General features: G+C 64.0%; 21 protein-coding genes. 7 read left to right on the forward strand and 14 right to left on the reverse strand.

All coding sequences use genetic code 11. From position 1 onward, the window contains the following. Positions 1-67: 67 nt before the first annotated feature. A complete protein-coding gene (locus tag ASG27_RS22260) occupies positions 68-1,507 on the forward strand; it encodes a coniferyl aldehyde dehydrogenase (RefSeq protein ID WP_056420974.1) in 1,440 nt (479 codons plus the stop codon). Here ASG27_RS22260 and ASG27_RS22265 read toward each other — a convergent pair. Next, on the reverse strand, positions 1,479-3,428 hold the full coding sequence (locus ASG27_RS22265; RefSeq protein WP_056420976.1) for a hybrid sensor histidine kinase/response regulator: 1,950 nt from the start codon (positions 3,426-3,428) through the stop codon (positions 1,479-1,481). The genes ASG27_RS22260 and ASG27_RS22265 overlap by 29 nt on opposite strands. Then, positions 3,415-4,050, reverse strand: coding sequence for a response regulator (locus tag ASG27_RS22270; RefSeq protein WP_056420980.1), 636 nt, complete (start codon positions 4,048-4,050; stop codon positions 3,415-3,417). The genes ASG27_RS22265 and ASG27_RS22270 overlap by 14 nt, the downstream gene beginning before the upstream one ends. Before the next feature lie 181 nt (positions 4,051-4,231). Here ASG27_RS22270 and ASG27_RS22275 point away from each other — a divergent pair, with 181 nt between their 5' ends. From ASG27_RS22275 to ASG27_RS22285, 3 genes are all read left to right on the forward strand, one after another. Beyond that, positions 4,232-4,831 carry a hypothetical protein gene (locus tag ASG27_RS22275; RefSeq protein ID WP_056420983.1) on the forward strand — a complete coding sequence of 200 codons (600 nt, stop codon included), beginning with the start codon at positions 4,232-4,234 and terminating at the stop codon, positions 4,829-4,831. A gap of 187 nt (positions 4,832-5,018) precedes the next feature. Then, a complete protein-coding gene (locus tag ASG27_RS22280; protein WP_056162314.1) occupies positions 5,019-5,543 on the forward strand; it encodes a GNAT family N-acetyltransferase in 525 nt (174 codons plus the stop codon). Between the two features lie 171 nt (positions 5,544-5,714). Further along, positions 5,715-6,923 carry a methyltransferase gene (locus ASG27_RS22285; RefSeq protein ID WP_442854101.1) on the forward strand — a complete coding sequence of 403 codons (1,209 nt, stop codon included), beginning with the start codon at positions 5,715-5,717 and terminating at the stop codon, positions 6,921-6,923. A 104-nt stretch (positions 6,924-7,027) separates the two neighbouring features. Here the strand turns inward: ASG27_RS22285 and ASG27_RS22290 are convergent, their stop codons facing one another. Next, positions 7,028-7,618, reverse strand: coding sequence for a hypothetical protein (locus tag ASG27_RS22290; protein ID WP_056420986.1), 591 nt, complete (start codon positions 7,616-7,618; stop codon positions 7,028-7,030). Positions 7,619-7,889: 271 nt separating this feature from the next. On the opposite strand from ASG27_RS22290, the gene ASG27_RS22295 reads away from it, so the two are divergent. Continuing rightward, positions 7,890-8,843, forward strand: a complete 954-nt coding sequence (locus tag ASG27_RS22295) for a tRNA dihydrouridine synthase (protein ID WP_056420989.1) — start codon at positions 7,890-7,892, stop codon at positions 8,841-8,843. A 66-nt stretch (positions 8,844-8,909) separates the two neighbouring features. Here the strand turns inward: ASG27_RS22295 and ASG27_RS22300 are convergent, their stop codons facing one another. From ASG27_RS22300 to ASG27_RS26260, 11 genes are all read right to left on the reverse strand, one after another. Then, positions 8,910-10,826, reverse strand: coding sequence for a phospholipase D family protein (locus tag ASG27_RS22300; RefSeq protein ID WP_056420992.1), 1,917 nt, complete (start codon positions 10,824-10,826; stop codon positions 8,910-8,912). 150 nt (positions 10,827-10,976) lie between these two features. Further along, on the reverse strand, positions 10,977-12,179 hold the full coding sequence (locus ASG27_RS22305; protein WP_056420999.1) for an ammonium transporter: 1,203 nt from the start codon (positions 12,177-12,179) through the stop codon (positions 10,977-10,979). Positions 12,180-12,418: 239 nt separating this feature from the next. After that, a complete protein-coding gene (ribD, locus tag ASG27_RS22310) occupies positions 12,419-13,510 on the reverse strand; it encodes a bifunctional diaminohydroxyphosphoribosylaminopyrimidine deaminase/5-amino-6-(5-phosphoribosylamino)uracil reductase RibD (protein WP_442854102.1) in 1,092 nt (363 codons plus the stop codon). Positions 13,511-13,557: 47 nt separating this feature from the next. After that, positions 13,558-14,013 (reverse strand): type IV pilin protein, encoded by a 456-nt coding sequence (locus ASG27_RS26250; protein WP_082486071.1) that lies wholly within the window; start codon positions 14,011-14,013, stop codon positions 13,558-13,560. Between the two features lie 24 nt (positions 14,014-14,037). Beyond that, positions 14,038-17,649: a pilus assembly protein gene (locus ASG27_RS22315; RefSeq protein ID WP_056421003.1), complete on the reverse strand. Its 3,612-nt coding sequence runs from the start codon at positions 17,647-17,649 to the stop codon at positions 14,038-14,040. 79 nt (positions 17,650-17,728) lie between these two features. Next, complete coding sequence (locus tag ASG27_RS22320; protein ID WP_056421005.1) at positions 17,729-18,502, reverse strand: pilus assembly PilX family protein; 774 nt, start codon at positions 18,500-18,502, stop codon at positions 17,729-17,731. An 8-nt stretch (positions 18,503-18,510) separates the two neighbouring features. After that, the gene (locus ASG27_RS22325) at positions 18,511-19,470 is read right to left on the reverse strand and encodes a PilW family protein (RefSeq protein ID WP_268751105.1); all 960 of its coding nucleotides are present in this window, start codon (positions 19,468-19,470) and stop codon (positions 18,511-18,513) included. Between the two features lies 1 nt (position 19,471). Beyond that, on the reverse strand, positions 19,472-20,125 hold the full coding sequence (pilV, locus tag ASG27_RS22330; RefSeq protein WP_235504116.1) for a type IV pilus modification protein PilV: 654 nt from the start codon (positions 20,123-20,125) through the stop codon (positions 19,472-19,474). After that, complete coding sequence (locus tag ASG27_RS26255; RefSeq protein ID WP_082486072.1) at positions 20,113-20,700, reverse strand: GspH/FimT family pseudopilin; 588 nt, start codon at positions 20,698-20,700, stop codon at positions 20,113-20,115. The genes pilV and ASG27_RS26255 overlap by 13 nt, the downstream gene beginning before the upstream one ends. Positions 20,701-20,724: 24 nt before the next feature. Next, on the reverse strand, positions 20,725-21,351 hold the full coding sequence (locus tag ASG27_RS22335; RefSeq protein WP_235504117.1) for a GspH/FimT family pseudopilin: 627 nt from the start codon (positions 21,349-21,351) through the stop codon (positions 20,725-20,727). 97 nt (positions 21,352-21,448) lie between these two features. After that, the gene (locus tag ASG27_RS26260; protein ID WP_156370865.1) at positions 21,449-21,787 is read right to left on the reverse strand and encodes a hypothetical protein; all 339 of its coding nucleotides are present in this window, start codon (positions 21,785-21,787) and stop codon (positions 21,449-21,451) included. A gap of 179 nt (positions 21,788-21,966) precedes the next feature. Here ASG27_RS26260 and rpsO point away from each other — a divergent pair, with 179 nt between their 5' ends. Beyond that, positions 21,967-22,233 carry a 30S ribosomal protein S15 gene (rpsO, locus tag ASG27_RS22340; RefSeq protein WP_005793232.1) on the forward strand — a complete coding sequence of 89 codons (267 nt, stop codon included), beginning with the start codon at positions 21,967-21,969 and terminating at the stop codon, positions 22,231-22,233. Between the two features lie 215 nt (positions 22,234-22,448). Next, positions 22,449-24,701, forward strand: coding sequence for a polyribonucleotide nucleotidyltransferase (gene pnp / locus ASG27_RS22345; RefSeq protein ID WP_056421010.1), 2,253 nt, complete (start codon positions 22,449-22,451; stop codon positions 24,699-24,701). Positions 24,702-24,754 lie beyond the last annotated feature (53 nt).

The raw sequence follows: 24,754 nt of genomic DNA on the forward strand, positions 1-24,754 counted from the left end.
CCTGCATGCATGCGTGCTCGTCAGCGCAGGGCCCGGTGGGCCGGTGGCACCTCCTTATCATTCAGCCATGACACCAGCCGATATCCACGCCCACTTCGATCTTCAACGCCAGGCGAGCCGCGAGCACGTCGATGTGCCCCTGCTGGTACGCCGCGAGCGCCTGCTGCGCCTGTCCAAGATGCTGGACGAGAACGGGCCGGTGCTGGCGGCGGCGGTACAGGCCGACTTCGGCATGCGGTCGCCGCGCCTGACCGAGGTGGCGGATTTCTTCGTGCTGCGCACCCTGCTGTCGCACACGCTGAGCCATCTGGCCAAGTGGATGAAGCCGCGCAAGGTGCGCACGCCCATCTTCCTGCAGCCCGCCAGTGCCCACATCCAGCGCCAGCCGCTGGGCGTGGTGGGTGTGATTGCTCCGTGGAACTACCCCGTGCAACTGGCGCTGGCGCCGGCCATCACCGCGCTGGCGGCGGGCAACCGCGTGATGCTCAAGCCCAGCGAGCTCACGCCGCACACATCCGCCCAACTGGCCGCGCTGGTGGCGCAGTTCTTCACGCCGGACGAGTTCTGCGTGGTGCAGGGCGATGCCAATTTGTCGGCGCTGTTCGCGTCGCTGCCGTTCGACCACCTGGTGTTCACCGGCTCCACCGCCGTGGGCCGCAAGGTGGCGCAGGCCGCGGCCCAGCACCTCACGCCCACCACGCTGGAGCTGGGCGGCAAGTCGCCCTGCATCATCGACGGGCACTGCGACATGCAGGACGCGGCGCTCAAGATCGCGCACGGCAAGCTGCTCAACGCCGGGCAGACCTGCATCGCGCCCGACTACGTGCTGCTGCCGCGCGGGCGCGAGGGCGAATTCGCCCAGGCCTACCGCACGGCCGTGGCGCGGCTGTTCCCCACCATCGAGGGCAACGGCGACTACGCCTCCATCATCACGCCGCGCCACCATGCCCGGCTGCGCACGATGCTGCAGCAGGCCCAGACGCAGGGCGCCGAGGTGCAGACCATCGACCCCGCCGCCGGCAAGCCCGCGGTGCCCACCGTGGGCACGCTGGGCGACGGCGCGAGCCGCCAGATGCTGCCCACGCTGGTGTTCGGCGCCACGTCGGCCATGCAGCTCATGCAGGAAGAGATCTTCGGGCCCATCCTGCCCGTGGTGTCGTACGAGCGGCTGGACGACGCCATCGCGCACATCAACGCCGGCCCGCGCCCGCTGGCGCTGTACTGGTTCGGCCAGAACGAAGCCGTGCGCGACGACGTGCTGCGCCGCACGGTGAGCGGTGGCGTGACGGTGAACGACACGCTGATGCACATCGCTCACGACAACCTGCCGTTTGGCGGCGTGGGCGACAGCGGCTGGGGTGCCTACCATGGCGAGCAGGGCTTCTTGCGCTTTTGCCACCAGAAGTCGGTGCTGGTGCAGTCGCGCTGGTCGATGGGGTCGATGTTCTACCCGCCCTACGGCGCGAAGTTCGACCAGGTCATGGGGCTGCTTCGGCGCTGGCTGTAGCGCTGGTGGCCGCGCGCTCGACGTCATCGCCGCCTTCGCCGTCGTCATCGGAGTCTGCCGCAGCGGCGGCTGGCGTGTGCAGGTGCGGCTGCGTGATGAGCTGCACCATGGCGTCGCGCAGCTGGGTGGTGGATACGGGCTTGTGCAGCAGCAGGGCCGAGGTGGATTGCGCGTCCCGCAGGCGCTGGGGCGATGTGTCGCCCGTCAGGATGATCGCCGGCACGGGCGTGCCCAGGTAGGCGCGCAGGGCCTGCAGCACCTGCTTGCCGGTCTCTTCATGGCGCAGGCGGAAGTCCGTGATGATCAGGTCGGGTACGATGTCGAGCGCGGGGTCTTCCAGGCACTCCAGCGCATCCTTGCTCGACTCGGCCGTGATGCACAGGCACCCCCAGCTTTGCAGCAGCGACTGCATGCCGGTGCGCACGGCCTCGTCGTCGTCGATGGCCAGTACCTTGAGGCCGTTCAGGCTGCGCGCATCCGCAGACGGGGATGTGGCGGCGCTGTCGTCCTCCAGCGCGCCCTGCCAGCGGTCGAGCCACAGACGGAACACGGAGCCGCGGCCGGGGTGTGACAGGACCTCCACCGAAGTGCCCATCTCGCGCGCGAGCCGCTGCACGATGGCGAGGCCCAGGCCCAGGCCCTTGCGCCGGTCGCGCTCGGGGTTGCCCAGCTGGTGGAATTCCCGAAAGATGTCTTCCCATTGGTGCTGCGGTATGCCGGCGCCGGTGTCCCACACCTCCAGCGCCAGGCGCTTGCCCCGCGTGCGGCACGCAATCAGCACGCCGCCGCGCGCGGTGTAGCGCAGGGCGTTGGAGATGAAGTTGTGCATGACCAGACCCACCAGGGCCCGGTCTGCATGCGCGGCGGCCGAGGTCTCGCGGGTGCGGTACACCAGCCCGGCCGTGTCGGCCTGTACGCCGAACTCCTGCTCCAGCGCGCTCAGCAGCGGCTGCACCGCAAACGGGGCAGGATGCACCTTGACCACCCCGGCCTCCAGGCGCGAGTAGTCGAGCAGCGTGGTGAGCATCTCGGCCGCGGCGCCCGATGCTGCGTGCGCATGGCCCAGCACGGTCCGCTGGTGGTCGCTCAGCGGGCTGCGCTGCAGCGATTCAAGGAACAGCCCCATGGCGTGCAGCGGCTGGCGCAGGTCGTGGCTGGCGGCGGCCAGAAAACGGGACTTGTCGCGGTCGGCGCGCTCGGCGGCCTCTTGCGCTGCCAGCGCGCGCTGGGACTCGGCGCGCAGCTCGGTCACCAGCCGGTCGTTCTCGAGCTTGAGCGCGATGCTGCGCCGCGTGGCGCGGTCGGCCGTGCGCGCCTGCATGCAGGTCAATGCGAAGTAGACGCTGGTCAGGAAGAGCGCGGGCCACATCACCGTGCCGCCTTCCGCCGCCACCGCGATCATCACGCCGCCCATGGCGCAGGTGAGGTAGGTCACATAGGCCCGGTACAGCGGTGCGCCCAGTCCGAGCGCACCCGACGACACGGTGCTGATGATGCCGATTGCATAGATCACGCTCTCCTGCGTGCCCCAGTACAGCACCACATAGCCCAGGCTGCCCCAGCTGAGCCCCATCGCTGCCATGCAGGCAATCAGCTTGCGCGCCGCCTGGGGCGCAGGGTCGGTGAAGGGGGCGATGCTGCGCAGCGTGATGTACACCCCGAGCACCACCATGGCGTGCAAAACGAGCCAGATGGTGGTGGCCTGCGTGTCGGCCACGGGGGCCATGACCCACAGCGTACCGAGCGCCGTGGCCAGCGATGCCAGCAGCGTCATCGGGAAGTTCTGCCGCAGCAGGGCGGCCTGCTCGCGCAGCACCTCGTCGCGCTCCCACACCGGCCAGCCGGCCCGCGCCGCCCAGTCGCTCCAGCGTGGGGCTGGCGTGGCGGCCTGCTGGCCCGGCACGGCGTCAGAGGGTGTCATGGAGCTGCGGGGTGGACAGCCCCATGCGCTGCGCGGCCAGCAGCGCGGCGCTGCGGCTGTTGACGCCCAGTTGCGCAAAGATGGCGGCCACGTGCACGCGCACGGTGTTCTCGCTCAGGCCCAGGTCGCGGGCGATGACCTTGTTGGGCTTGCCGGTGCACAACAGGGCCAGCACCTCCAGTTGCCGCGCAGTGAGCGACGGCGCGTCCGGCGCGCGTGCCGCAGCGCCGTGCCTGTTGTGGATCGGAAAGCAGGGTTGGCCTGCCAGCGCACAGGTGATGGCGTCGAGGATGTCCTGCGCACTGGCCGACTTGAAGAGAAAACCGTCCGCACCCCGCGCGCGTGCCTCGTGGATCGCATCGGGCGCCACGCTGGCCGACACCAGCACGATGCGCGCGCGGGGGCAGGCCTGGCGCAGCGGGCGCAGGCCATCGAGGCCATTCATGCCGGGCAGCTGGATGTCCAGCAGCACCAGGTCGGTGTCCACGGCCTGCAGGGCGCAGGCTTCGGCGATCGAGCCCGCCTCGGCGATCGCTCCCACGCCGGCATGGTCCTGGACGATCAGGCGCAACCCGGTGCGAAAGAGGTTGTGGTCGTCCACGAGCAAGAGACGGGCAGTCATCCGGCAAGTATTACGCACAAAAAGCTGTTGTTGACTAGTCCATTTGTGCGATGGACGCCGGATAGGTCAATTTTTAGACTTTCCGTCAAGCATTGAAAAGCATCTTGTTGGAAGGCATCGATGGGGTGAAAACCAATGCGCACCTTTGTTTTTTCACATCCTGCACTTGAGAGGGACTCCAATGTCTGTGAATGCATCCATCCAAGGTTCTGCCACCGCTGCCAGCCGCCAGCCCCGCACCGAGCGGCGTCCCGCACCCGGCGCCGCGTCCTGCGCCAACGGCCTAGGCGGTAATTCGGTGGATCTCATCGTCGAAGAAAACTGCCCGGGCATGCTCGCGTCGGCAGGTGTGGTGATCGAGCACCTCGACGCCCAGGCGGGCACCTGGCAGTTTTCCATCGACGATGGGCAGACCTGGCGCCCGGTGCGCACCGATCTCGTCAACCGCCCCGGCAACCTGGGCCTGGCGCTGGACCGTGATGCGCGGCTGCGCGTGCTGCCTTTTGGTGGCCACCGGGTCAGTGGTGTGCGGGTGGCCTTCCACACCGTGCAGCGCAGCCACGGGCAGGGCAACGGCAGCTACCGCGCGTACGCCAGCGACGACCGTGAAGACGGCTCGCGCACCGTGACCCTGGTGCTGGGTCTGGCGGCCATCAACGGCACACCGCCCGCTGTCCACGTGCCCCGCCCGCGCAACAAGCGCGCGCTGGTGCAGCGGGCGGCCGCAGCCGCTGCGGCGTCGTCATCCTCGGCGCTCACGGGCTCGATGGCAATGGCCTGAACGCGGCTTCGCACACGCCCGCAGCCCCACGGAGGGCCTGCGCTGCCTGCCACAAAGTAGGCCCCCTGGGGGCGAATCTGAACGTTTGACGAGGGCAAAGCAGGGCCCTCTACGGGGTGAAAAACCGTTTGCGGCGACAATGCCGGTCCTTTCGTATTTTCATCCCCCGTTTTCGTTCGGTTTTTCCATGTCCAGTATCCAGGTTCGTCCCGCTACGCTTCGCGATGCAAAAGCCATCGCCCAGATCCATACCGTCTCTGCCCAAGAGGCCTACAAAGGGTTGGTGCCAGACGAGCAGTTGAAGTCCATGTCGTCGGTCGAAAAGCGCCAGGCCTACTGGCGCGAGGCCATTGAATATTGCGAACCGCAGGTCCAGGTCGCCATCGACGGCGAAAAGATCGTCGGTTTCGTGGGCTACGACCGTTCCCGCGATGAAAAGTCCCGCCCCACCACTGGTGAGATCTGGGCCATCTACGCCGCCCCCACGCACTGGAACCAGGGCGTGGGCCTGGCCCTGTGGGACGCCGCCCGTGACGGCCTTCAGGAAGAAGGCTGCACCAACGTGACCTCGTGGGTGCCGCTGCGCAACGAGCGTGCCCTGCGTTTTCACGAGATGGCCGGCTTCAAGCGTGAGCTGTCCACCGCCAAGACCGCCGTGATCGGCGGCGTCAAGATCGAAGAAGTGCGCCTGAAGCGCCCGATCAACGCCTGATGATTTGAACCCCCTCCCCGAGCCGCTGGGCGCGTTCCCTCCGCTTGTGCTGTGCAGCGCGGTGCGGGCACGGGAACGCTGTCGCCAGCCAGCGGTTCTGGCCCGGCACCCATGGCCCACGCCGTGCTGGTGCAACCTGTCAGTGGTACACGCAGCGCCGTGAAGGATTCCATGTCGACCTCTCTTCCCCTGATCGCGTGGACCCATCAAGGCGAGCCCCGGCAAGCCCAGTGGCGCTCCGAAAGCGGCGCTCCCGTGCCGCGCCGTGTCGTCACCGCCGATGACACCCTGGCCGCGGACACCGCCTTTCGCATGGCGGCCGAGGGCACGGGCCTGCTGTGGGAGGGCGACTTTCAGAACGCGCGCCATCTGCTGCAGGCACTGATGCGCCGGGCCGACCGCAAGCCGCGCAAGGCGGCCGCACGTTCGGCGCAGAAGCTGGCGGTGGCGACACCCGCAGAGGCCTTCCACCTGCACCGCCAGGCGCAGGCCCAGCGTGCCCGCGTGCTCGCGGCCATCCTGATCCCGCTCGAGGGTGACTACAGCATCGCGCTGCGCCGCGCGCCCGACTGGCGACAGGCCTGCACGGAGGCCTGGGGCCCTGCCACGGGCGAGCGGTCGGTGGCCACGCTGCGCGAGCTGCTGGGCCTGCTGGGCGCGCATGAATGGCGCAAGAAGGGCGTGGAAGTGCCTGCACTGGGTGCGGCGCCGCTCAACCGCATCCACCCGCACTACGGTGTGTTCTCGCCCGTGCGGGGCGAGTATGTGGACCTGATCGCCAACACACCCCTGCCGTCCAAAGAGCTGGCTTTCGACATCGGTGTCGGGACCGGCGTGCTGTCGGCGGTGCTGGCCCGCCGTGGCGTGCAGCGCATGGTGGCGACTGACCAGGACCCGCGTGCGCTGGCTTGCGCTCGCGACAACCTGCAGCGCCTGGGCGTGCTGCCCCGCGTGGAGCTGTTGCAGGCGGACCTGTTTCCGCCGGGCCGTGCGCCGCTGGTGGTGTGCAACCCGCCCTGGTTGCCTGCCCGCGCCAATTCGCCCATCGAGCATGCGGTGTACGACGAAGGCAGCCGCATGTTGCGGGGCTTTCTGGCCGGGCTGGCCGACCACCTGGAGCCCGGCGGCGAAGGCTGGCTGATCCTGTCGGACCTGGCAGAGCACCTGGGCCTGCGCCCGCGCGACCAACTGCTGGGCTGGATCGCCGAGGCGGGCCTGGTGGTGCGCGGGCGGCACGATGTGAAGCCGCGCCATGCCAAGGCGGCGGATCCAGGCGATGCACTGCATGCGGCACGTGCGGCCGAGGTCACGTCGTTGTGGCGGCTGGGCGCTGCTGCGTCCGCTTCCACTTCTGCTTCAGCTTCTGCTTCTGCTGCCTGACGGATCGACCGGCGGCCATCTGCCGGTCGATGCGCTGATGGCCTGAAGCGCAGGGCTTGCGGGCTGGCCCCATCATCGACTTTCGTTGGTCGTGGGGGGGCTGCTCAGGTCAGTACCGCGGGCTGGGTGTTGTCGAAAGGCTTGAGAGCCACCGTGGCGGCCGCGGGCAGCAATTGCTCGAACCGCTCGCGCAGGCTGGCGGCGCGCTCCGCGCCTGCGGCCAGGGCCACTTCATCGAACATGGCCTCGCCCACATCGAGCATGCTGTCCTGGTCCTTGGCTGCGCGCAGGGCTTCGCGAAACTGCTGCGCCATCACCGGGTCGCGGCGGGCGAACAGGCGCTCGCAGGTGTCGAACAGATACATCCGCGCGCCCGCCAGCGAACGCAGGGCTTCCGCGGGCTCCTGGCGCTGGGCTGCAGGGGTGGGGGCGGGTGATGCGGGCGGGCTGGCCGGGCTGGCCGGGGTTTTGCCACCGGCGGTGTCTGGCGCCGGCGGCAGGTCGGCCGGGCCGGTGAGGTAGCCCTGCCGCATCAGGTTGTCCACGATCTGCGCACCAATGCCGTTGTACATGGCCTGCAGGTCCGACAGCGGCTTGCCATCGGCCAGCAGCAGCAGCGAGCGTTCGCGCAGGCTCAGGGTGCGCACGCCGGGGGACAGCTCCAGGCGGGCTTTGTCGGTTTTTTGCAGCAGCATGGCGCGTCCTTGTCACGGGTGATGGCCGCGATTGCATCACCCGGCGATGACGCTGTGATGACCCCGTGCCGCACAATGGCGGGCTGCCGTGATTGCCTTAATGGCCGCAGAAACTGCTGGATGTGCGATTGCTATATTTTTTATAGCTGCTAGCGACCGTCTAATAAGCGGTAGAGCCCTTTTTATTTCATAGTCTGGCTGAACGCCTTGCCGTTCGCATTCCGTGCATGCCACGGGCGGCGGCCGGCGAGGCCCCCTGAACCGAACCGCGATGACCTTGCTGCTGGCCCCGATGGAGGGGCTTCTCGACTTTGTGCTGCGTGACGTGCTGACCCGCGTGGGCGGCGTGGACCGCTGCGTCTCGGAATTCATCCGCATCACCGGCACGCTGCTGCCAGACAAAGTGTTTCTGCGCTACGTGCCCGAGCTGCGCAACGGCAGCCGCACCCTGGCGGGGGTGCCGGTGCGCGCGCAGTTGCTGGGCTCCGACCCGGTCAGCATGGCCGAGAACGCCGCCCGCCTGGCGGCGCTGGGCCCGGAGGGGATCGACCTGAACTTCGGCTGCCCCGCCAAGGTCGTCAACCGCCATGGCGGTGGTGCGGCCTTGCTGCAAGACCCGGAAAGAATCGTCGCCGTGGTCGCTGCCGTGCGCCGCGCAGTGCCGGCGCAGCTGCCGGTGTCGGCCAAGATGCGCCTGGGCTTCAACGACACCGGCCTGATGCGCGAATGCGCCCAGGCCATGGAGGCCGGTGGCGCCTGTGAAATCGTGGTGCACGCGCGCACCAAGGCCGACGGCTACCGCCCGCCCGCCTACTGGGAGCACATCCCCGCGCTGCGCGCCTCGGTGCGCGTGTCGGTGGTGGCCAATGGCGAGATCTGGACGGTGGCCGACGCGCAGCGCTGCCGCGAGGTATCGGGCTGCGGTGCACTCATGCTGGGCCGCGGCATCGTGGCCGACCCGGGGCTCGCCCGGGCCATTCGTGCGGCCGACGGAGGCCGGCCAGGCACGGACATCGTCACGTGGGCGGAACTGTTGCCGCACATAGCGGCGTTCTGGCGGCTGGTGTGCGATGACCTCGAGCCCCGCCAGCGGGCAGGGCGCATCAAGCAATGGCTGAACCTTCTGCGCCGGCGCTTTTCCGAGGCCGAGGTGGCCTACCAGCACGTGCGCACGATGACCGACCAGCGCGCGATCACGGCCTGGGTGGCGGCCCAGCAGCCGTAGGCGCAAGCACCGCCGCTTGGGTTGCGGCCGGGTGCGGCCGGGTGCGTCAGAGCGCGTCAGAGCGCGTCAGAGCAGGTGATCGGGGGCGAGCGGCCCCAGCAACTGCAGCATCAGGCGCAGCGGGGCACTGGCGTCCGGCTCCGACGTCGCGTCGGGCAGCCCGCTGCCTTCGGGGGCGCGCCACACCAGGCGGCCGTCGTTCAGTTCGACATGCCAGGCAGCGTCCCGCAGCGCGCTGTCGATTTGCGCGGTGGCCCGGCGCGAGAGATCGCCGCTGCGGATCAGCAGTGCGATCTCGGTGTTCTGCCGTTGCGAGCGGATGTCAAGGTTCATCGAGCCGATGGCCAGCAGGCGCCCGTCCATGATGAGCAGCTTGGAATGCAGCATGGCGCGCGAGCTGCCCATCGAGCCGCCTGCGCTGCCGCCCTTGCCACCGCTGCTGCCGGTGGAGCCCAGAGAGCCGCTGAGCACGCCGGGCAGCTCGCTGCGCATCTCGTACAGCTCCACGCCCATGGCCAGCAGCTCGGTGCGATGGCGTGCGTAGCCTGCGTGGGCAATCGGCGCATCGTTGGAGGCCAGCGAATTGGTGAGCACGCGCACCCGCACGCCGCGCGCACGCGCTGCGGCAAACGCCTGCTTCATGTCGGGCCCTGGCACGAAGTACGGCGAGATGATGAGCAGATCGCGCTTCGTCTGCCCCATGAGCTGCAGCAGGCCGTCCACCACGGTGTCGGTCTGGGCCTCGCGCAGTTCACCCTCGCCCTCGCTCGCGGGGCGGTCGGCCGGCGGTGCATCGCGCGCGGGGTCTGTGAAGGCCGTGCTGGCCGGTGCGGTGGCCGAAGCCGACGGCGGCGCAGGCGCTGCGAACGAGGCGCCTGCCCGTGCCGTTACCGCTGGCGCTCCCCCAGTCGCGATGGATAGGGGCGTGGCTTTTGCCGGTGCCTTTTCTGGCAGCGTGGGGGTCGATGCGCCATCTGGCGGGATCTTGGCGGGTTTGTCCACCAGCACCGCCGCGGGCGCCCAGGTGAACTGTGCCTGGGCGAGGTCCATGGGCTGCTGGTCCCAGATGCGCGCGCGCTGGGTGGCGGTGGCGCGGCGTCCGTCGGCGGCCGGTTGATTGTCCGGCGCCAGCGTGCCCCCCTGGCCCTTGATGCGCTCTTGCTGCGCCGCGTCGGTGGTGCGCATGCGTTCGCGCAGTGCATCCAGCTCTTCGCGGGTGATGAGGGACTGCACCGGGTAGGCACGTTCGTTGTTCCAATAGCTGTCGAAGCTGCGCGAGAGGTCCTGTACGATGGGCCCTGCGGCCAGCACGTCCAGGTCGACGAAGTTGCCCGAATCGGCATTGCCAAAATACGCATCGCCCAGGTTGCGCCCGCCGGTCACACCCATGGCGTTGTCAGCAATGAAGAGCTTGTTGTGCATGCGCTGCTGCACGCGCGAGAAATCGCCGATCACGCTGAACATGCGCCCGATGGGTGAGCCCCGCGCGCCGGTGAGCGGGTTGAACATGCGCATTTCGATGTTCGGCACGAAGGCCAGGCGCATCACCTGCGCATCGCGGCCAGTGCTGTGAAAATCGTCGAGCAGCACGCGCACGCGCACGCCGCGCTGGGCCGCGGACACCACGCTGAGCAACAGCCGTTCGCTGCTCGCATCGGCATGGATCGCGTAGTACTGCAGATCCAGGGTCTTCTGTGCGGCATCCACCAGCGCCAGGCGGCTGCCGTAGGCGGCCTGCGGGCCGCTGAGCAGCAGGAACCCGGAAGGATGGCGGCCGCCCAAGGCGGCACGCCGCTCGTCCACCAACTGGCCCAGTGCCGTACCCGCAGGAGAGGCCAGCGCGCTCGAGACCGGTCTGTCCACATCCTTGGGCAGACCGGCGCAACCCGTGATGGCCCCGGCAAGCAGCACGGCCAGGAGGGCCAGCCATCCATAGCGGGCGGTGGCGGTCAGAAAGGCGGGGGCTGTGTGCGTGCGCGGCATGGCGCGATTGTGACCGCGCACCGCGTGCCGTGCCTGTCGGACGCCGCGCCTACCCACCCATCGCCATCGGACGGCAGACACAAGCGTTCAGCCGTTGCTGGCTTCAGCGGCCCGACCGCCGTCCAGGCCGGTCACCGCCCTCCGTAACTATTACCAGCTCACTTCCCGGTCGGGCGTGGAACTGATCTTGTGGACCGACAGGTCGGCACCATCGAACTCCTCTTCCTGGGTGAGCCGCAGGCCCACGGTGTTCTTCAGGATGCCGTACACCACGAACCCGCCCACCAGCGCCCACACCACGCCCAGGGTGCTGCCGATCAGCTGCGCCGAGAAGCTCACGCCGCCCAGGCCCCCCAGCGCCTTGGTGCCGAAGATGCCCGCGGCCAGCCCGCCCCAGGTGCCGCACAAGCCGTGCAAAGGCCACACGCCCAGCACATCGTCGATCTTCCACTTGTTCTGCGTGAGGGTGAACATCAGCACAAAGATCGCACCCGCCACAGCGCCCACCACCAGAGCGCCCAGCGGGTGCATCAGGTCGGAGCCAGCGCACACGGCCACCAGGCCGGCGAGCGGGCCGTTGTGCACGAAGCCGGGGTCGTTCTTGCCCAGCACCAACGCGGCCAGCGTACCGCCCACCATCGCCATCAGGGAGTTCACAGCGACCAGGCCCGAAAGCTTGTCCACCGTCTGCGCGCTCATCACGTTGAACCCGAACCAGCCCACCACCAGCACCCAGGCCCCCAGTGCCAGGAACGGAATGTTGGACGGCGGGTGCGCCGAGATCGCCCCGTCCTTGCGGTACCGGTTGGCGCGCGAGCCCAGCAGGATCACCGCGGGCAGCGCGATCCAGCCGCCCATGGCATGCACCACGATGGAGCCTGCAAAGTCATGGAATTCCTCACCGGTCAGGCCCTTGATCCAGGCCTGCACCCCGAAGTGCTGGTTCCAGGCGATGCCTTCGAAAAAGGGGTACACAAAGCCGACGATCACCGCCGTTGCCATCAGTTGAGGCCAGAATTTTGCGCGTTCTGCAATGCCACCCGACACGATGGCCGGAATGGCCGCAGCAAAAGTCAGCAGGAAGAAGAATTTGACCAGTGAGTAGCCGCTTTGCTGGACCAGCGATTCCGCACCCACAAAGAAGTGCGTTCCGTAAGCCACGCTGTAGCCCACCACGAAGTACACCACGGTGGACACCGAGAAATCCACCAGGATCTTTACCAGCGCATTGACCTGGTTCTTCTTGCGGACCGTGCCCAGTTCGAGAAAGGCAAACCCGGCATGCATGGCCAGCACCATGATGGCGCCCAGGAGAATGAACAAGGCGTCCGTGCCCTGTTTGAGTGCTTCCATAATGTCCTCTTGCGTTGAATTGATCTTTTCTGGTGCATCACTTGTGAAGAAACCAGAATTGCACCAATGTGAAGCAAGAATTGCGCCAAATGATGGTGCGGGCGTGCACCAATGGGTGCGTTCAGCGTGAGGCTTGTAAAAATAGCGTGGGAGTCCCTGGGACCGGCGTGTTCGGGTCGGGGGCTGACACGTGCCCCCCGCTTCCGCTCTCGCGGAGACGGAAAGGGGCTGGCTGGCCGCTAGAAGAGGTCGCGACCCCGTACCCTAGCGAGGATGCGTATATCCGGTCCCATGGCTTCGGTGGATACAAAATCCAGCGAAATGCCATCCGCCAACTGGGACAACGGACCGAAATTCGCCATGCCAAGGCCCGGGCCCAGCAGCCTAGGGGCCAGATACACCAGTAGTTCATCCGCCAGCCCTTCGCGGAGCAAGGATCCATTGAGCTTGTGGCCGGCCTCTACATGCAGCTCATTGATCCCGCGCCGTCCCAAGTCTTGCAGCATGGCGGCCAAGTCCACCTTGCCGTGCTCGCCAGGGAGATGGATTACCGCGGCGCCCCGCGCGGCCAATGCAGCCTCTCTCGCCTGGTCCTGCATTGCGGCATAGATGAAACAGGTGCTGCCCTTCTCCCTCTTCAGGATGTTGGCGTCTGGCGGGGTTTGCAACCGGCTGTCCACCACCACCACATGGGGTTGTCGGGGTGTGGCCACATCGCGCACGTCGAGGCGGGGGTTGTCATCGAGCACGGTGCCTATGCCCGTCAGCACTGCGCAGGCCCGCGCGCGCCACGCATGGCCGTCAGCGCGGGCTGGGGTGGACGTGATCCATTGGCTCACGCCGTTGTGCAAGGCGCTCGTACCATCCAACGAAGCGGCCACTTTGAGGCGGACCCAGGGCGTGCCTCGCACCATACGGCTGAAGAAACCGATGTTGAGCTCGCGGGATGCCGCTGCACCTGTGCCGATTTGTACCTGCACCCCTGCGGCACGCAACCTTTGGAACCCTTTGCCGGATACGAGCGGATTGGGGTCGCCGATGGCAGCCACCACCTTGCCAATGCCTGCTTCCACCAGCGCGTCGCAACAGGGGCCTGTGCGCCCGTGATGGGAGCATGGTTCCAGTGTCACGTAGGCGGTGGCACCGCGAACGTCATGGCCTGCGGCAGCAGCATCCCGCAGCGCCATGATCTCGGCGTGGGGTTCGCCCGCACGTTGCGTGGATCCGCGGCCCAGTACGGCACCATCCGGCGCAACGATCACACAGCCTACGCGGGGATTGGGGTTGGAAACAAAAAGCGCTTGGGCAGCGAGCCCAAGCGCTTCGTTCATGGGAGAAAGGCGGGTCATAGACCGCTGCGATGGTAGCGCAGACTTAATTATTTGCCCCAACAATCCTCAAGCGTGGCACCGAGGGTATACGGGCCCGCACTCCGTATGCCGACGTTAGTCAGCGTGAAGTCACCGCATTTATCACCGGCCTGTGACGTACCCGCCTTGCGCGTAGCGACCAGGGTGTAAGCACCAGCAGTTGGTGCGCCGACAAACCCGATCGTGTACCGCTTGCTGGCGTCCGCACTCCAGGTCAGCGAAGTAGGCAGGGCGTAATACGGTGCGCTACCTGTTATGGGATAGACGCCTGTTGCGGTCGCTGCCCTTTCTAACCACTGTTGTGCTTGCAATAAACCAGCTCGCGCATCTGCGCGGTGGCCGCGGCGAACATATTCGGTGTAGCTAGGGTAGGCAATCGCGGAAAGGATTCCGACGATGGCTACCGCAATCATCACCTCAATGAGTGTAAAACCCTTTTGGCGCATGGAGACTTTAAGATTCATAGAGGCATCCCACAAGTTTTCCAGTTATTGAATTTGACGCCAGCTTGGGCGCAGTGTCTCTTCGGGCATGGCGGCGAGATTTTCTTTGTTATTTTTGGCATCAATGTCCGCATTCTCGAATTTATTCTTTTTGACAATACTGTGAGGACCCTTTGCAACCTTCGCACGAGAAATGCTGATGAGGGTCGTTCCACTGGCAACGGCATCGCCACCGGGTGAGGCAAGAGTTCCCATGGTGAACTTGCCATCCTTGTCCTTGTCCACCACTGCGATAGACGGCGCCTTGCCATCCATGATATTGACAAAAGTTCGGTATTGGCGCTCGCTGTCAACGGAGGTCGATTCACAGCTCTCCACGTTGGGATCCACGTTCGATCCCTTGGCTGGAACTTGAGACCACACCGTGAGCAGGTTGCTGGCATCGTAGAAATCGAAAGGCTTCAACAGCCGTTCCCCAACAGCGGGCAGATCCAGATACCAACCATTCCAGTTGGCCCAGGTCGCCTTGCTCAGGACGTCAACCTCCTTGATAGCCCCATATGCGCCACTGTCAATCTCGATGAATTCACGTTTGGCCAGTTTGGCCGTGTTGACTCCTGTGCCCAGCGCGGTCGGGGTGGGAACGCAGGTGATGCCGGGGCAAGTCCCGCCGCCAGGGTGGACTTCCACGCGTTTGCCCAGCGGTGTGACGACCTGGCGGTAGCGGGTATTGTCAAGCACCGAATACAGGCTCTGTACATCGATACTGGAGGGGTCGGTCTTGCTGACGTTGCGGCCGGTGCCGAACGAAACCATCATGCCACCGACATCCATGGTTTTTGCGGATGGTCCCGAGCCCACCACCATCTGGCGGTCATTGGCGCGTGCAGTGGGCGCCGCAAAGATAGGCTGGACCTTGGTGCGGGGGCCATTCAGAGCGGCCGGGCCTTGTGCTGTGAACAATGGATTGCCGCCCAAAGCCACCTTCCAATTCGTGGGGTTGTAACTGGTGAGGTCGAACTTCCACATGTTGCCCAGATTGTCGCCGGCGTACACCACGTCAGCGAGACCGTCGCCGTTGATATCCACGAGTCGGGGTGAAGCCAGGCCATTGTCGTTGGCCTTGCCCGTGCCCGGGGCGTCGGTGGTGACAGGAAAGCGAACAAGCTCTTTGGCGCCATCAAGGTATTGAACGAGAAGGACGGGCCTTTGATTGGAGCTGTTGTAACCGTTGCCGAGCACCACAGCCCAGCGGTTGTTGTTCAGACGGGCGATCTGCGTGGTGCGCATACCGTCGTTATCGTCCCGCACAGGGCGTGCTGTGATGTGGCCGATGTCCTTGTCCTCGTCCACCATCTGCTGGCAGACGGTTTTTTCAGTGCCGGTGAGCACCGCGCAATTCGGCGCGTTTTCGGATGACCCGCGGGTGCGATCCAACCGGACCAGTTGTGCGGAATTCGCTTCCGTGAAGCCCGGGGTTCCATCGGCCAGGTTCGCTCCCGTAGGATTGGTGACGTCAAGCACATAGTAGCCTTTGCCACCCAGGCCCAAGGTGCCTACCAGCATCGTCCGCCAGTTCGGGGTGTAGGTGCCGTAGTTGGGGTCGCTCGGATCCTGTATGCCGCCGTTGAGATCTACGTCACCGGTCATGGGAGAGCCATCGACGTAATACTTGTGCTTGTTGTTGTACTGCGGATCAGTCAGTAGTGTGAGCGTTGGAATCACACCGCGCGGCACATAGGAAAGCTTTTCCTGGCCGTTCAGCGACGCGAAACCATGGAGCATCCCGTCGTTGCCGCCCACATAGAGCATGCCGGGACGCGCCCTGTTGTTGCGGACAAACGCGGTGTAGCCCTTGAGCAGGTAGTCCGATGCGGGTGCCCCCGTGAACCAGACGTCGGAGTTGATGATGTCGCCTTGGATGCTTTGGCGTTGGCGGAATGGCTTGGCCGTCGTATAGCCTGACGGGTCGACGCCTTCCAGTGACTTGTCGCCCCGGATGTAGTCGAGCCGTTGTTGGCCTTTGGCGGCGCCGTCATCGGAACCGCTCATGTTTTTCTGCAGCCAGAGCTTCTGGTTGTTACTCAAGCGGGTTTCATCCGAAGCCCACCGGAAAGGCACGCCTCCTTGGTAGGCTGAGCCGGACCACTTGTCGCTCCAGGTCAGCACCATGCGGGAACTGACCGTCGCTGCATCCAGCAAGTCGGCAGTGGTCTTGCCATTCCAGCTGGGGTCAGGATAAGTCGTCCCATCCTTCCTCACCTTGTCGGCCGTCACGAAGCCTTTCCAGAACTTTTCGGGCTCATACGCGGCAGTGTATTTGCCGACTTCACTGCGCGACACATTGGAGCCGCTGGTGGCACTTGAACTCAAGTCAGGGTCGGTAGCAGTGTTGATTTGGGCAAAGATGTCGCGGAAAGCTTTTTCCAGATCCTGGCCTTGCGTCACGGCGTAATAGCGTCCACGTCCGTTGAGTGCGCTGTGCCACAAGTCGAGAGCGCGCACGTTTTCACCGTTGCCCATGTTGGGCCACTGATGATTGCCAGTCACCAAATCAGGAAAACTGCTGGCGTTGTTGAAACTGAAGGGAAGTCGTTCATTGGCTGGCGGTGCAATGATGCCTGGAGCGCCGGGCCATGTGGTTGCATCGCTGCTGAAGCCAATGGTATACGTCACCATGTGAGGCCAAGTGGCAGGGTTGTAACGTGGATTCCAGTAGCGTTCCAGAACCGCAGGATTACCCGCCTTGTCATTCCCAAAGCTCTCTGTCGTGGGCGCTGCGCGGTAGTCTGCAGCGGGCTGCATGGATCCGGTCATGCCAGAGGTCTGCATGGCGGTTGACCAGCTGTAGAAGGCCCAGTCTGCCAGCGTGTTGTTGAAGCTGTCACGGTACAGCCTGGTCTTGGCCTGGTCTGTGGTCGTTGACCCGCCATACACCATGCCGTCCGGCAGAATCTTGTTGGTGGAGTTGTCCTGCGCGCCACCCGATACGCCACCATTCCACCGACCGTCCGACATGAAGATGTGATAGGTCCGTCGGCAGGCGAGATAGGGCGAGCCTGTGGTGCCAGGGTCACTCGCCCAGGCGCTGTTGGTGCCCAGCGGTTGCCGCAGGTAAGCGTCAGCCTGGCTGAACATCAGGTGCGATGGCGTCGTGTTGCTGGGGGTCAGGCTCGTGACGAAGTTCAAGAAATTGGTTCGGTGCGTACCCTGCAGTATCCGCATCGAATTGGTGTTCATGTTCGTGCTGTTGACGCTGGCTGCATTGGAGGCGTTGCCGTTATTCCACATCACCTGCCAAGCCAAGCGGATTTTCTTGTCAGCCATCAGCGAGGCGTCGTACTCGGGATGGGTTGGGTCGAACACCGACTTCAGCGCGTACTTCAATACGTTCATGCGCTGCGCAGTCACGGGCCATGTGCCATCAGCATTGGGGGCCACGACAGTGGCACTGCCGGTCGCTGTACTGGTCACTCGAGACGCCATACTCCCGGAGTCATCAACGGAAATGATGACGTTGGGCCGTACATAAGGCTCTACAACGCCTGGAGGCGCTTCGGCCAAATCCACCGCCCAGACGCCAGTGGGAGCGAGTGCGGCGCTTGCGGCCATTGCAAGCAGGCTTTTGCGAAAACGGGGGGCAGCGGTGCGAGGCATGGCTTGCTCCTTGGGTTGTGTAAGTTGGAGATATTGCAGTGATTAATGGCGTAATTGCAGTGCCACTACATCGATAACATTAATTGGCTCGCACCTGACGAACATAGGTCTGTTGGAGGACGGCCATGGTGCCCGGTTTGCGGCCATAAGCCAAAGCAGTGATCCGATAAGCCACATTGGGCTTCAAATTCAAGCGCAGCAGATTATTGGTGTTGGCGCCGCCAACAATAAGGCCGGAATTCTTGCTGCTCTCGTCGTAAGGCATTACTTCTATCCAATACCATCCGCCGCGATTGTTGGCGCTTGTATCGGCCAAGATGGGGTTGGCAGGATTGGCAGCATCTCCAGCTTTTGCGCCGGAATATTGACCATAGCGGGCGCCGACATTAGGCTGGGTCATATCAGCTAGCTTTGCTTCGCCGGTAGCAAGCACTGTCGTATTGGTTGCATTCCAGAAATCTTGGCGTCCCGCCCGCTTGGCGCACAGCCCGTCCCGGCATTTGGTCGCTTGTTGATCCAAATCCGCCAGCAATGGAGTCACCTCCTGCTTGTCCAGTGGAATCTTGTAAGCTGCAACCATGTTGTCGCGGCAGTTTGCGTCGATGCAGGGGTTGCCATCAGGGCTTTCGCTGCGGATGTCCAATTCGGCGTCTTGCAGCAGCGACTGGGCGGCCTCGAACGCCCTTTGGTAGTCGGCATCGTTGCCAACGACCAGTTCGTTGAACATCGACGTGCGCGAAGCCCACAATGCCAGGAGCATCGACAGCATGACGAAAACGATCACCACGAAAAGTGCTACGCCTTGCTGCCGACGTAGGCGGGGGGGAGTGGGAATGAGCTGGGGTTGCTGCATGATGGGTATTACGTCGCAGGTTGAAGCACCGAGCCAACGAGCCCTTGGCTGCGCAGTTGAAAGACATTGCGAAACACAAGGTGCATACGTTTGGCGCGTGCGCCAGTGAGGGTGCTCATGTCGACACTTGTAGCGCCATCGCAGTCGGTGTAGTTGCTGCCCGCGGGAAGATCGATTGGCTCACTGCCGAAGAGAACCACACACACCTCGACAGCCTGTACCTGAGCCCAGTTGGCGCCCACTCCGGTGGCATCCACCGTCTTTATTTTTGGGATGCCTGGCGTAGAGCTGCTGTCTTGCATCAGGTAGCGCACCTGGAAGTTGGCGACATTCTGCAAAATGGGTTGCGTAGCTGCTCCATTGCCGCTGCAGCGCAGCACATTGTTGGCTGTGTCTAAATCAAAAATGCTTTCTATCCGCTGGTCGTTATTCGTGGCATCTTCTGGCCCGCCAATACAATTGCGTGTCAGTGAACGCTCCGCAGCATTCGTAAACACGGGTTCGGTATACCGCCGAAAACCCACAGTCAGTGTGACCGGCGAGGCATTGCCCGATATGGTCTGGGTGGGCATGTTGGCGGTATAGCTGAATGTCGGATTGGACGCTGCTTCCGCGGCTGTTTCAAACGCGACTGGAGCCAGGTAGGCGCTTTCGGTGACTGCCGTTCCAGGGTTGAGATTCAGCCGCATCGAGCCAGCCTGCCGCAGCTGCTGACCAAAAAGCCGCATCGCATAAGCACCCTGTTGCTGAATACCACTCGCATCGCTGACTGTTCCTGACACGCCGCGGGAAACCATCAGGGCCCCCATAGCCACCGCAATGACAAGCAGTCCGATGGCAAGGCCGACCATCAACTCGATCAATGTGACGCCACTCTGGGTTTGCCATGGATTCACCAAGCGACGCGCTTTTTGATCGGTCGACCTTTTTGCGGCGGCCATGGACAGTGGATGGGAGTTGGCGTGCATGTCAGGCTCCGGGGCAGAAATAGGCGGCACTGTTCCCGCCTGGGGCGTATGGCGCGCAACGCGCAGATACGGGAATGTATTGAAGGTGGCAGGTAAAGTTCGCCGGGCAGGTCAAAGCTCCCGCACCTGCCGTCAAAGCGCCGCTGTTGTCGCGAATCTTGGTGGCGTCGATGTCGTCGGTCTTGCGGCCTTGCCCCTCGTTTTCTCGCCACGCAATCATGACGCCGAGCTGTCGTCTTTGCCCTGCTCCCAGCGCTGTTTCTGCTGGAGGAATGAAGACTTCAGCCTGCCCCAGGGGCAATGTGTCGCGAACGGCCTTCTTCCAGGCAGCCACGTCGTAGGCAGCCAGTGCGCCGTTGTCGCAGCCGCTGGCGCACGATGTGGTCGACGGCGTGGTGGCGAATGTCGACACATAGTTGCCCAGGTTGGCCAGCGCGTTGGGGTTGATGCGCATGCGCTCCCCCAGGTCTTCGATCAGCCGTATGGCTTGCGCTCGGCGCACCGTTGTCGACGTGTCGGACAGGTTGCGCATTTGGACACCCAGGATCCCGAGAATGCCAAGGGTCATGACAACAATGGCGACCAAGGACTCGATCATTGTGATGCCGTGCTGCGGCTTGGGAAGTTTTGTGTAAGTAGGGTTCATCCGGTACATGGAATGGCCTCTGGAAGAATGGTGTGTATACGTCCACCGGAGCTCATGCAGACGCCGCGTGCGCCAGGGTGGTTGGTCGATTTGTCAACAGGTACCAGGCTGAAGCCAAGCCAAACACCGTCCACAAGGCCCCAACGATCAAACTTGATGCTGGCGCCTCCACCGGTTCGGGTGATTTGCACCTTCGCAGGGGCATTGATGCGCTGAAGAACTGGTTCTGTAGAACCGCAGGAACTGTTGTTATCCAGGTCCTCGCAGACGATCCAGCCACAATCCCAGTCTCGATTGCTTCTGGCGGTCGTGCAGCCTCCGGTATTGTTCGGAATCTTCTGGACGGTCACACGTCCCCCGCGTTTGATGGCTTCAGAGCGAGCCAGCAGCAATGTGGAACTTAGAGCTTCTTGGGCGGCACGAACTCGCCAACTTTCGGTCAGCAAGGTCAAAGAGGGGGCTGCCAATCCGGCCAGGACCGCCAGGATACTGACGACCACCATCAACTCGACGGCTGTGAATCCGCCTTGAAGAGATCGGCTGTGCGTCCAATGCTGCCGGAAGGAGTGCAGAGTTCTAGGCATGGCAATATCAAGAGACCGCTGTCTTCAGCAGGCCTCACTGCCTTTCTTGCGAGCTATGCGACCGCTGCTGGCAACGCAAACACGCGCAGCACTGACATCCGCAATGGTCTTGTCCTTGGGAATCAGCTCAAAAGCCATGGCGGTGGGCACTGCCGCTCCCCCCGTATTCGACAGCATGCCCCATCGGTCTACGGTGATCCTCCCAGTGCTGCCAGGTAGGTTGATGTTAAGCCGGGTCGGGGCTTCTACTCGCTGAAGCTCGCACTCATTCGGTGTAGCGCCAGGCACGCACGTGTCCTGGGTGCCGTTGCCGTTGGCGTCAAAAAAAACGCTCCACCCGCAACTCCACTGTGCGGTGGTCATTGTGCTGCAGACTGCGGTGTCGCCGCCTTTGATGATAATGACGTTGCCACTACGCTTGATGGCTTCGGAGCGGGCGTAGTAAATCGTGGATTGCAGTGTTTCAGTTGCGTCACGCACCCGCCAGCGTTCCACCAGAGGCCTGAAGCTGGGCGCGGCCAGCGCTACCAGGGTGGCAAAAATGGCAATCACCACCATGAGTTCAATGATGGTGAACCCTTGTTGGGCTCGCGGCATCCCGCCTGGGAAAGCGCGGTGCTGGCAGCGAATGGAGTGGCGCAGTTTCTGCATGAAGTGGATGCTAGTTGCATCTCGTTGCACCACACTCTTCCTCCTGACGGGTGGCAGTCGGCTGTAGATGAACGGCGCTCGCCGTGACGTGGGGCGCCTAGCGGGTATAGCCTCGGCAAGCGCCGGCGTTGTGCAGCCCCTTGCATTCCCTCGCCATCCGGCGGTCACGCTCGCCTGGAGACTCTTCGGAGCTGCTGCGTTGGTAAGTCACTTTCTTCGGCCCCTTCTTTTTGGAGGGGCTTGCTGGGTTGTTCATGGCACCGGTCGGCTTGTCTCCAGAGGTTTTGGCGAGCCCCGTAGTCGGAATCAGCGAGAAGGCGAGGGCGGCGGCCAAGGTAAAAGCGCCAATGAGGGCGCTGAATGCGGAGGCGGTGCTTGTGCTCTGAAGCGAAGAGAAGTTTTTGAAGTTTTGCATGTGATTTTTCAAGATGTTCAAGGTGAAAGTGGCCTTCGGAGCGTTGGTGGGAAGGGGTTTGGCGGGCTCAGGCTTTTGCTGGGAGTTATAATGGCAAGGTTTTGCACGGTGCAAAACGCACGCCGCTGGCCGTTCCAGCCGTCGGCGCAAGTAAAAACCACGGCCCGCAGTCCCCTGCAGGCCCAATCCAAGGAAATCCAATGATCGCATCCTCCATCAAGGCCGAAGTCGTCAAGGCCAACGCCCGCGCTGCCAACGACACCGGTAGCCCAGAAGTGCAAGTGGCCCTGCTGACCGCTCGCATCAACGAACTGACCCCTCACTTCAAGACGCACGCCAAGGACCACCACGGTCGCCGCGGCCTGCTGCGCATGGTGAGCCGCCGCCGCAAGCTGCTGGACTACCTGAAGGCCAAGGACGCTGACCGTTACACGGCTTTGATCGCCAAGCTGGGTCTGCGCAAGTAAGCGCATTCGCATGTCAAAACGCCTGGGTTAGCACGCTAGCTCAGGCGTTTTTTACTTCGGAGACGCAAAACAGAGCGAAGCTGTGTCATTCCACGGATCCTGACGCACCGGTTGCGGGTGACAGGCTCCCTGGAATGGCATCGTGTTCTGAATTGCCTCCGGCCCTTGCTGGCTCTGCGTAGCCAGCTACATAAACCGAAGCAAAAGGAGTCATCATGACCATCTTCAACAAAGTGACCAAGTCCTTCCAGTGGGGCGACAAGACCGTCGTCATGGAAACGGGTGAAATCGCACGCCAGGCCTCCGGTGCCGTGCTGGTCAACATCGACGACACCGTGGTGCTGGCCACCGTGGTGGGCTCCAAGATCGCCAAGGCCGGCCAGGATTTCTTCCCGCTGACCGTCGACTACATCGAGAAGACATACGCCGCCGGCAAGATCCCCGGCAGCTTCTTCAAGCGTGAAGCAAAGCCCAGCGAACTCGAAACGCTGACCAGCCGCCTCATCGACCGCCCGATCCGCCCGCTGTTCCCCGAAGGCTTCCACAACGACGTGCATGTGGTCATCCACACCATTTCGCTGAACCCTGAAGTGGACGCCGACATCGCCGCGATGATCGCCGTGAGCGCCGCTCTGTCGATCTCCGGCCTGCCGTTCAACGGCCCCATCGGCGCCGCGCGCGTGGGCTACATCAACGGCGAATACGTGCTGAACCCCGGCCAGACCGCCCGCAAGAACTCGCAGATGGACCTGGTCGTCGCCGGTACCGAAGCGGCCGTGCTGATGGTCGAGTCCGAAGCGCAGCAACTGCCCGAAGACGTGATGCTGGGCGCCGTGGTGTTCGGCCACGAGCAAGGCAAAGCTGCCATCAACGCCATCCATGAACTGGTGCGCGAAGCCGGCAAGCCCGTGTGGGACTGGCAACCGCCCGCCAAGGACGAGCCCTTCATCGCCAAGGTCTCGCAACTGGCCGAAGAAAAGCTGCGCGCTGCCTACCAGATCCGCAGCAAGCAAGCCCGCACGCACGCTCTGCGCGAAGCCACCGCTTCCGTGCTGTCGTCGCTGAAGGCCGAAGGCGCTGAATTCGACGCCGTGAAGGTCGAAGGCCTGCTGTTCGACATCGAAGCCAAGATCGTGCGCAGCCAGATCCTGGCCGGCGAGCCCCGCATCGACGGCCGCGATACGCGCACCGTGCGCCCCATCGAAATCCGCAATTCCGTGCTGCCCCGCACCCACGGTTCGGCACTGTTCACGCGTGGCGAAACCCAGGCGCTGGTGATTTCCACGCTGGGCACCGAACGTGACGCGCAGCGCATCGACGCGCTGGCTGGCGAGTTCGAAGACCGCTTCATGTTCCACTACAACATGCCTCCCTTTGCCACCGGCGAAGTGGGCCGCATGGGCTCCACCAAGCGCCGCGAAGTGGGCCACGGCCGTCTGGCCAAGCGCGCGCTGGTCGCCGTGCTGCCGACCAAGGAAGAGTTCCCCTACACCATCCGCGTGGTGTCGGAAATCACCGAGTCCAACGGTTCTTCGTCCATGGCATCGGTCTGCGGTGGCTGCCTGTCGATGATGGACGCCGGCGTCCCGATGAAGGCCCACGTGGCCGGTATCGCCATGGGCCTGATCAAGGAAGACAACCGCTTCGCCGTGCTGACCGACATCCTGGGTGACGAAGATCACCTGGGCGACATGGACTTCAAGGTGGCCGGCACCACCAGCGGCATCACCGCGCTGCAGATGGACATCAAGATCCAGGGCATCACCAAGGAAATCATGCAGGTCGCATTGGCGCAGGCCAAGGAAGCGCGCATGCACATCCTGGGCAAGATGCAGGAAGCCATGGGTGAAGCCAAGACCGAGGTGTCCAACTTCGCGCCCAAACTCTACACGATGAAGATCAACCCCGAGAAGATCCGTGACGTCATCGGCAAGGGCGGTGCGGTGATCCGTGCGCTGACCGAGGAAACCGGCTGCCAGATCAACATCGAGGAAGACGGCACGATCACCATCGCCGCGACCGACGCCGCGAAGGCCGACGTTGCCAAGAAGCGCATCGAGCAGATCACGGCCGAAGTCGAGATCGGCAAGATCTACGAAGGCCCCGTGACGAAGATCCTGGACTTCGGCGCGCTGATCAACCTGCTGCCTGGCAAGGATGGCCTGCTGCACATCAGCCAGATCGCGCACGAGCGCGTCGAGAAGGTGTCCGACTATCTGACCGAAGGCCAGATCGTGAAGGTCAAGGTCATGGAAACCGATGAAAAGGGCCGCATCAAGCTGTCGATGAAGGTGTTGTCGGACCGTCCTGCCGGTGGCAGCGATCGTCCTGCACCTGCAGAGCGTGGTGACCGCGAACCCCGCCGCGACCATGGTCGTGGCGACGGTGGCCGCCCATCGGCTGACCAACAGCAGCAGCAACAGCAATCCCTGGCTTCGGACGGTGCGTCCGAGCAGGTGGTGGGCTGATCCGGCTGACGGGTCTATTTGCTATTGATTTTGTAGCTGCTGCCGCTTGTTGA

The sequence above is a fragment of the Acidovorax sp. Leaf191 genome (assembly GCF_001424425.1).
Classification (GTDB): Bacteria; Pseudomonadota; Gammaproteobacteria; order Burkholderiales; family Burkholderiaceae_C; genus Acidovorax.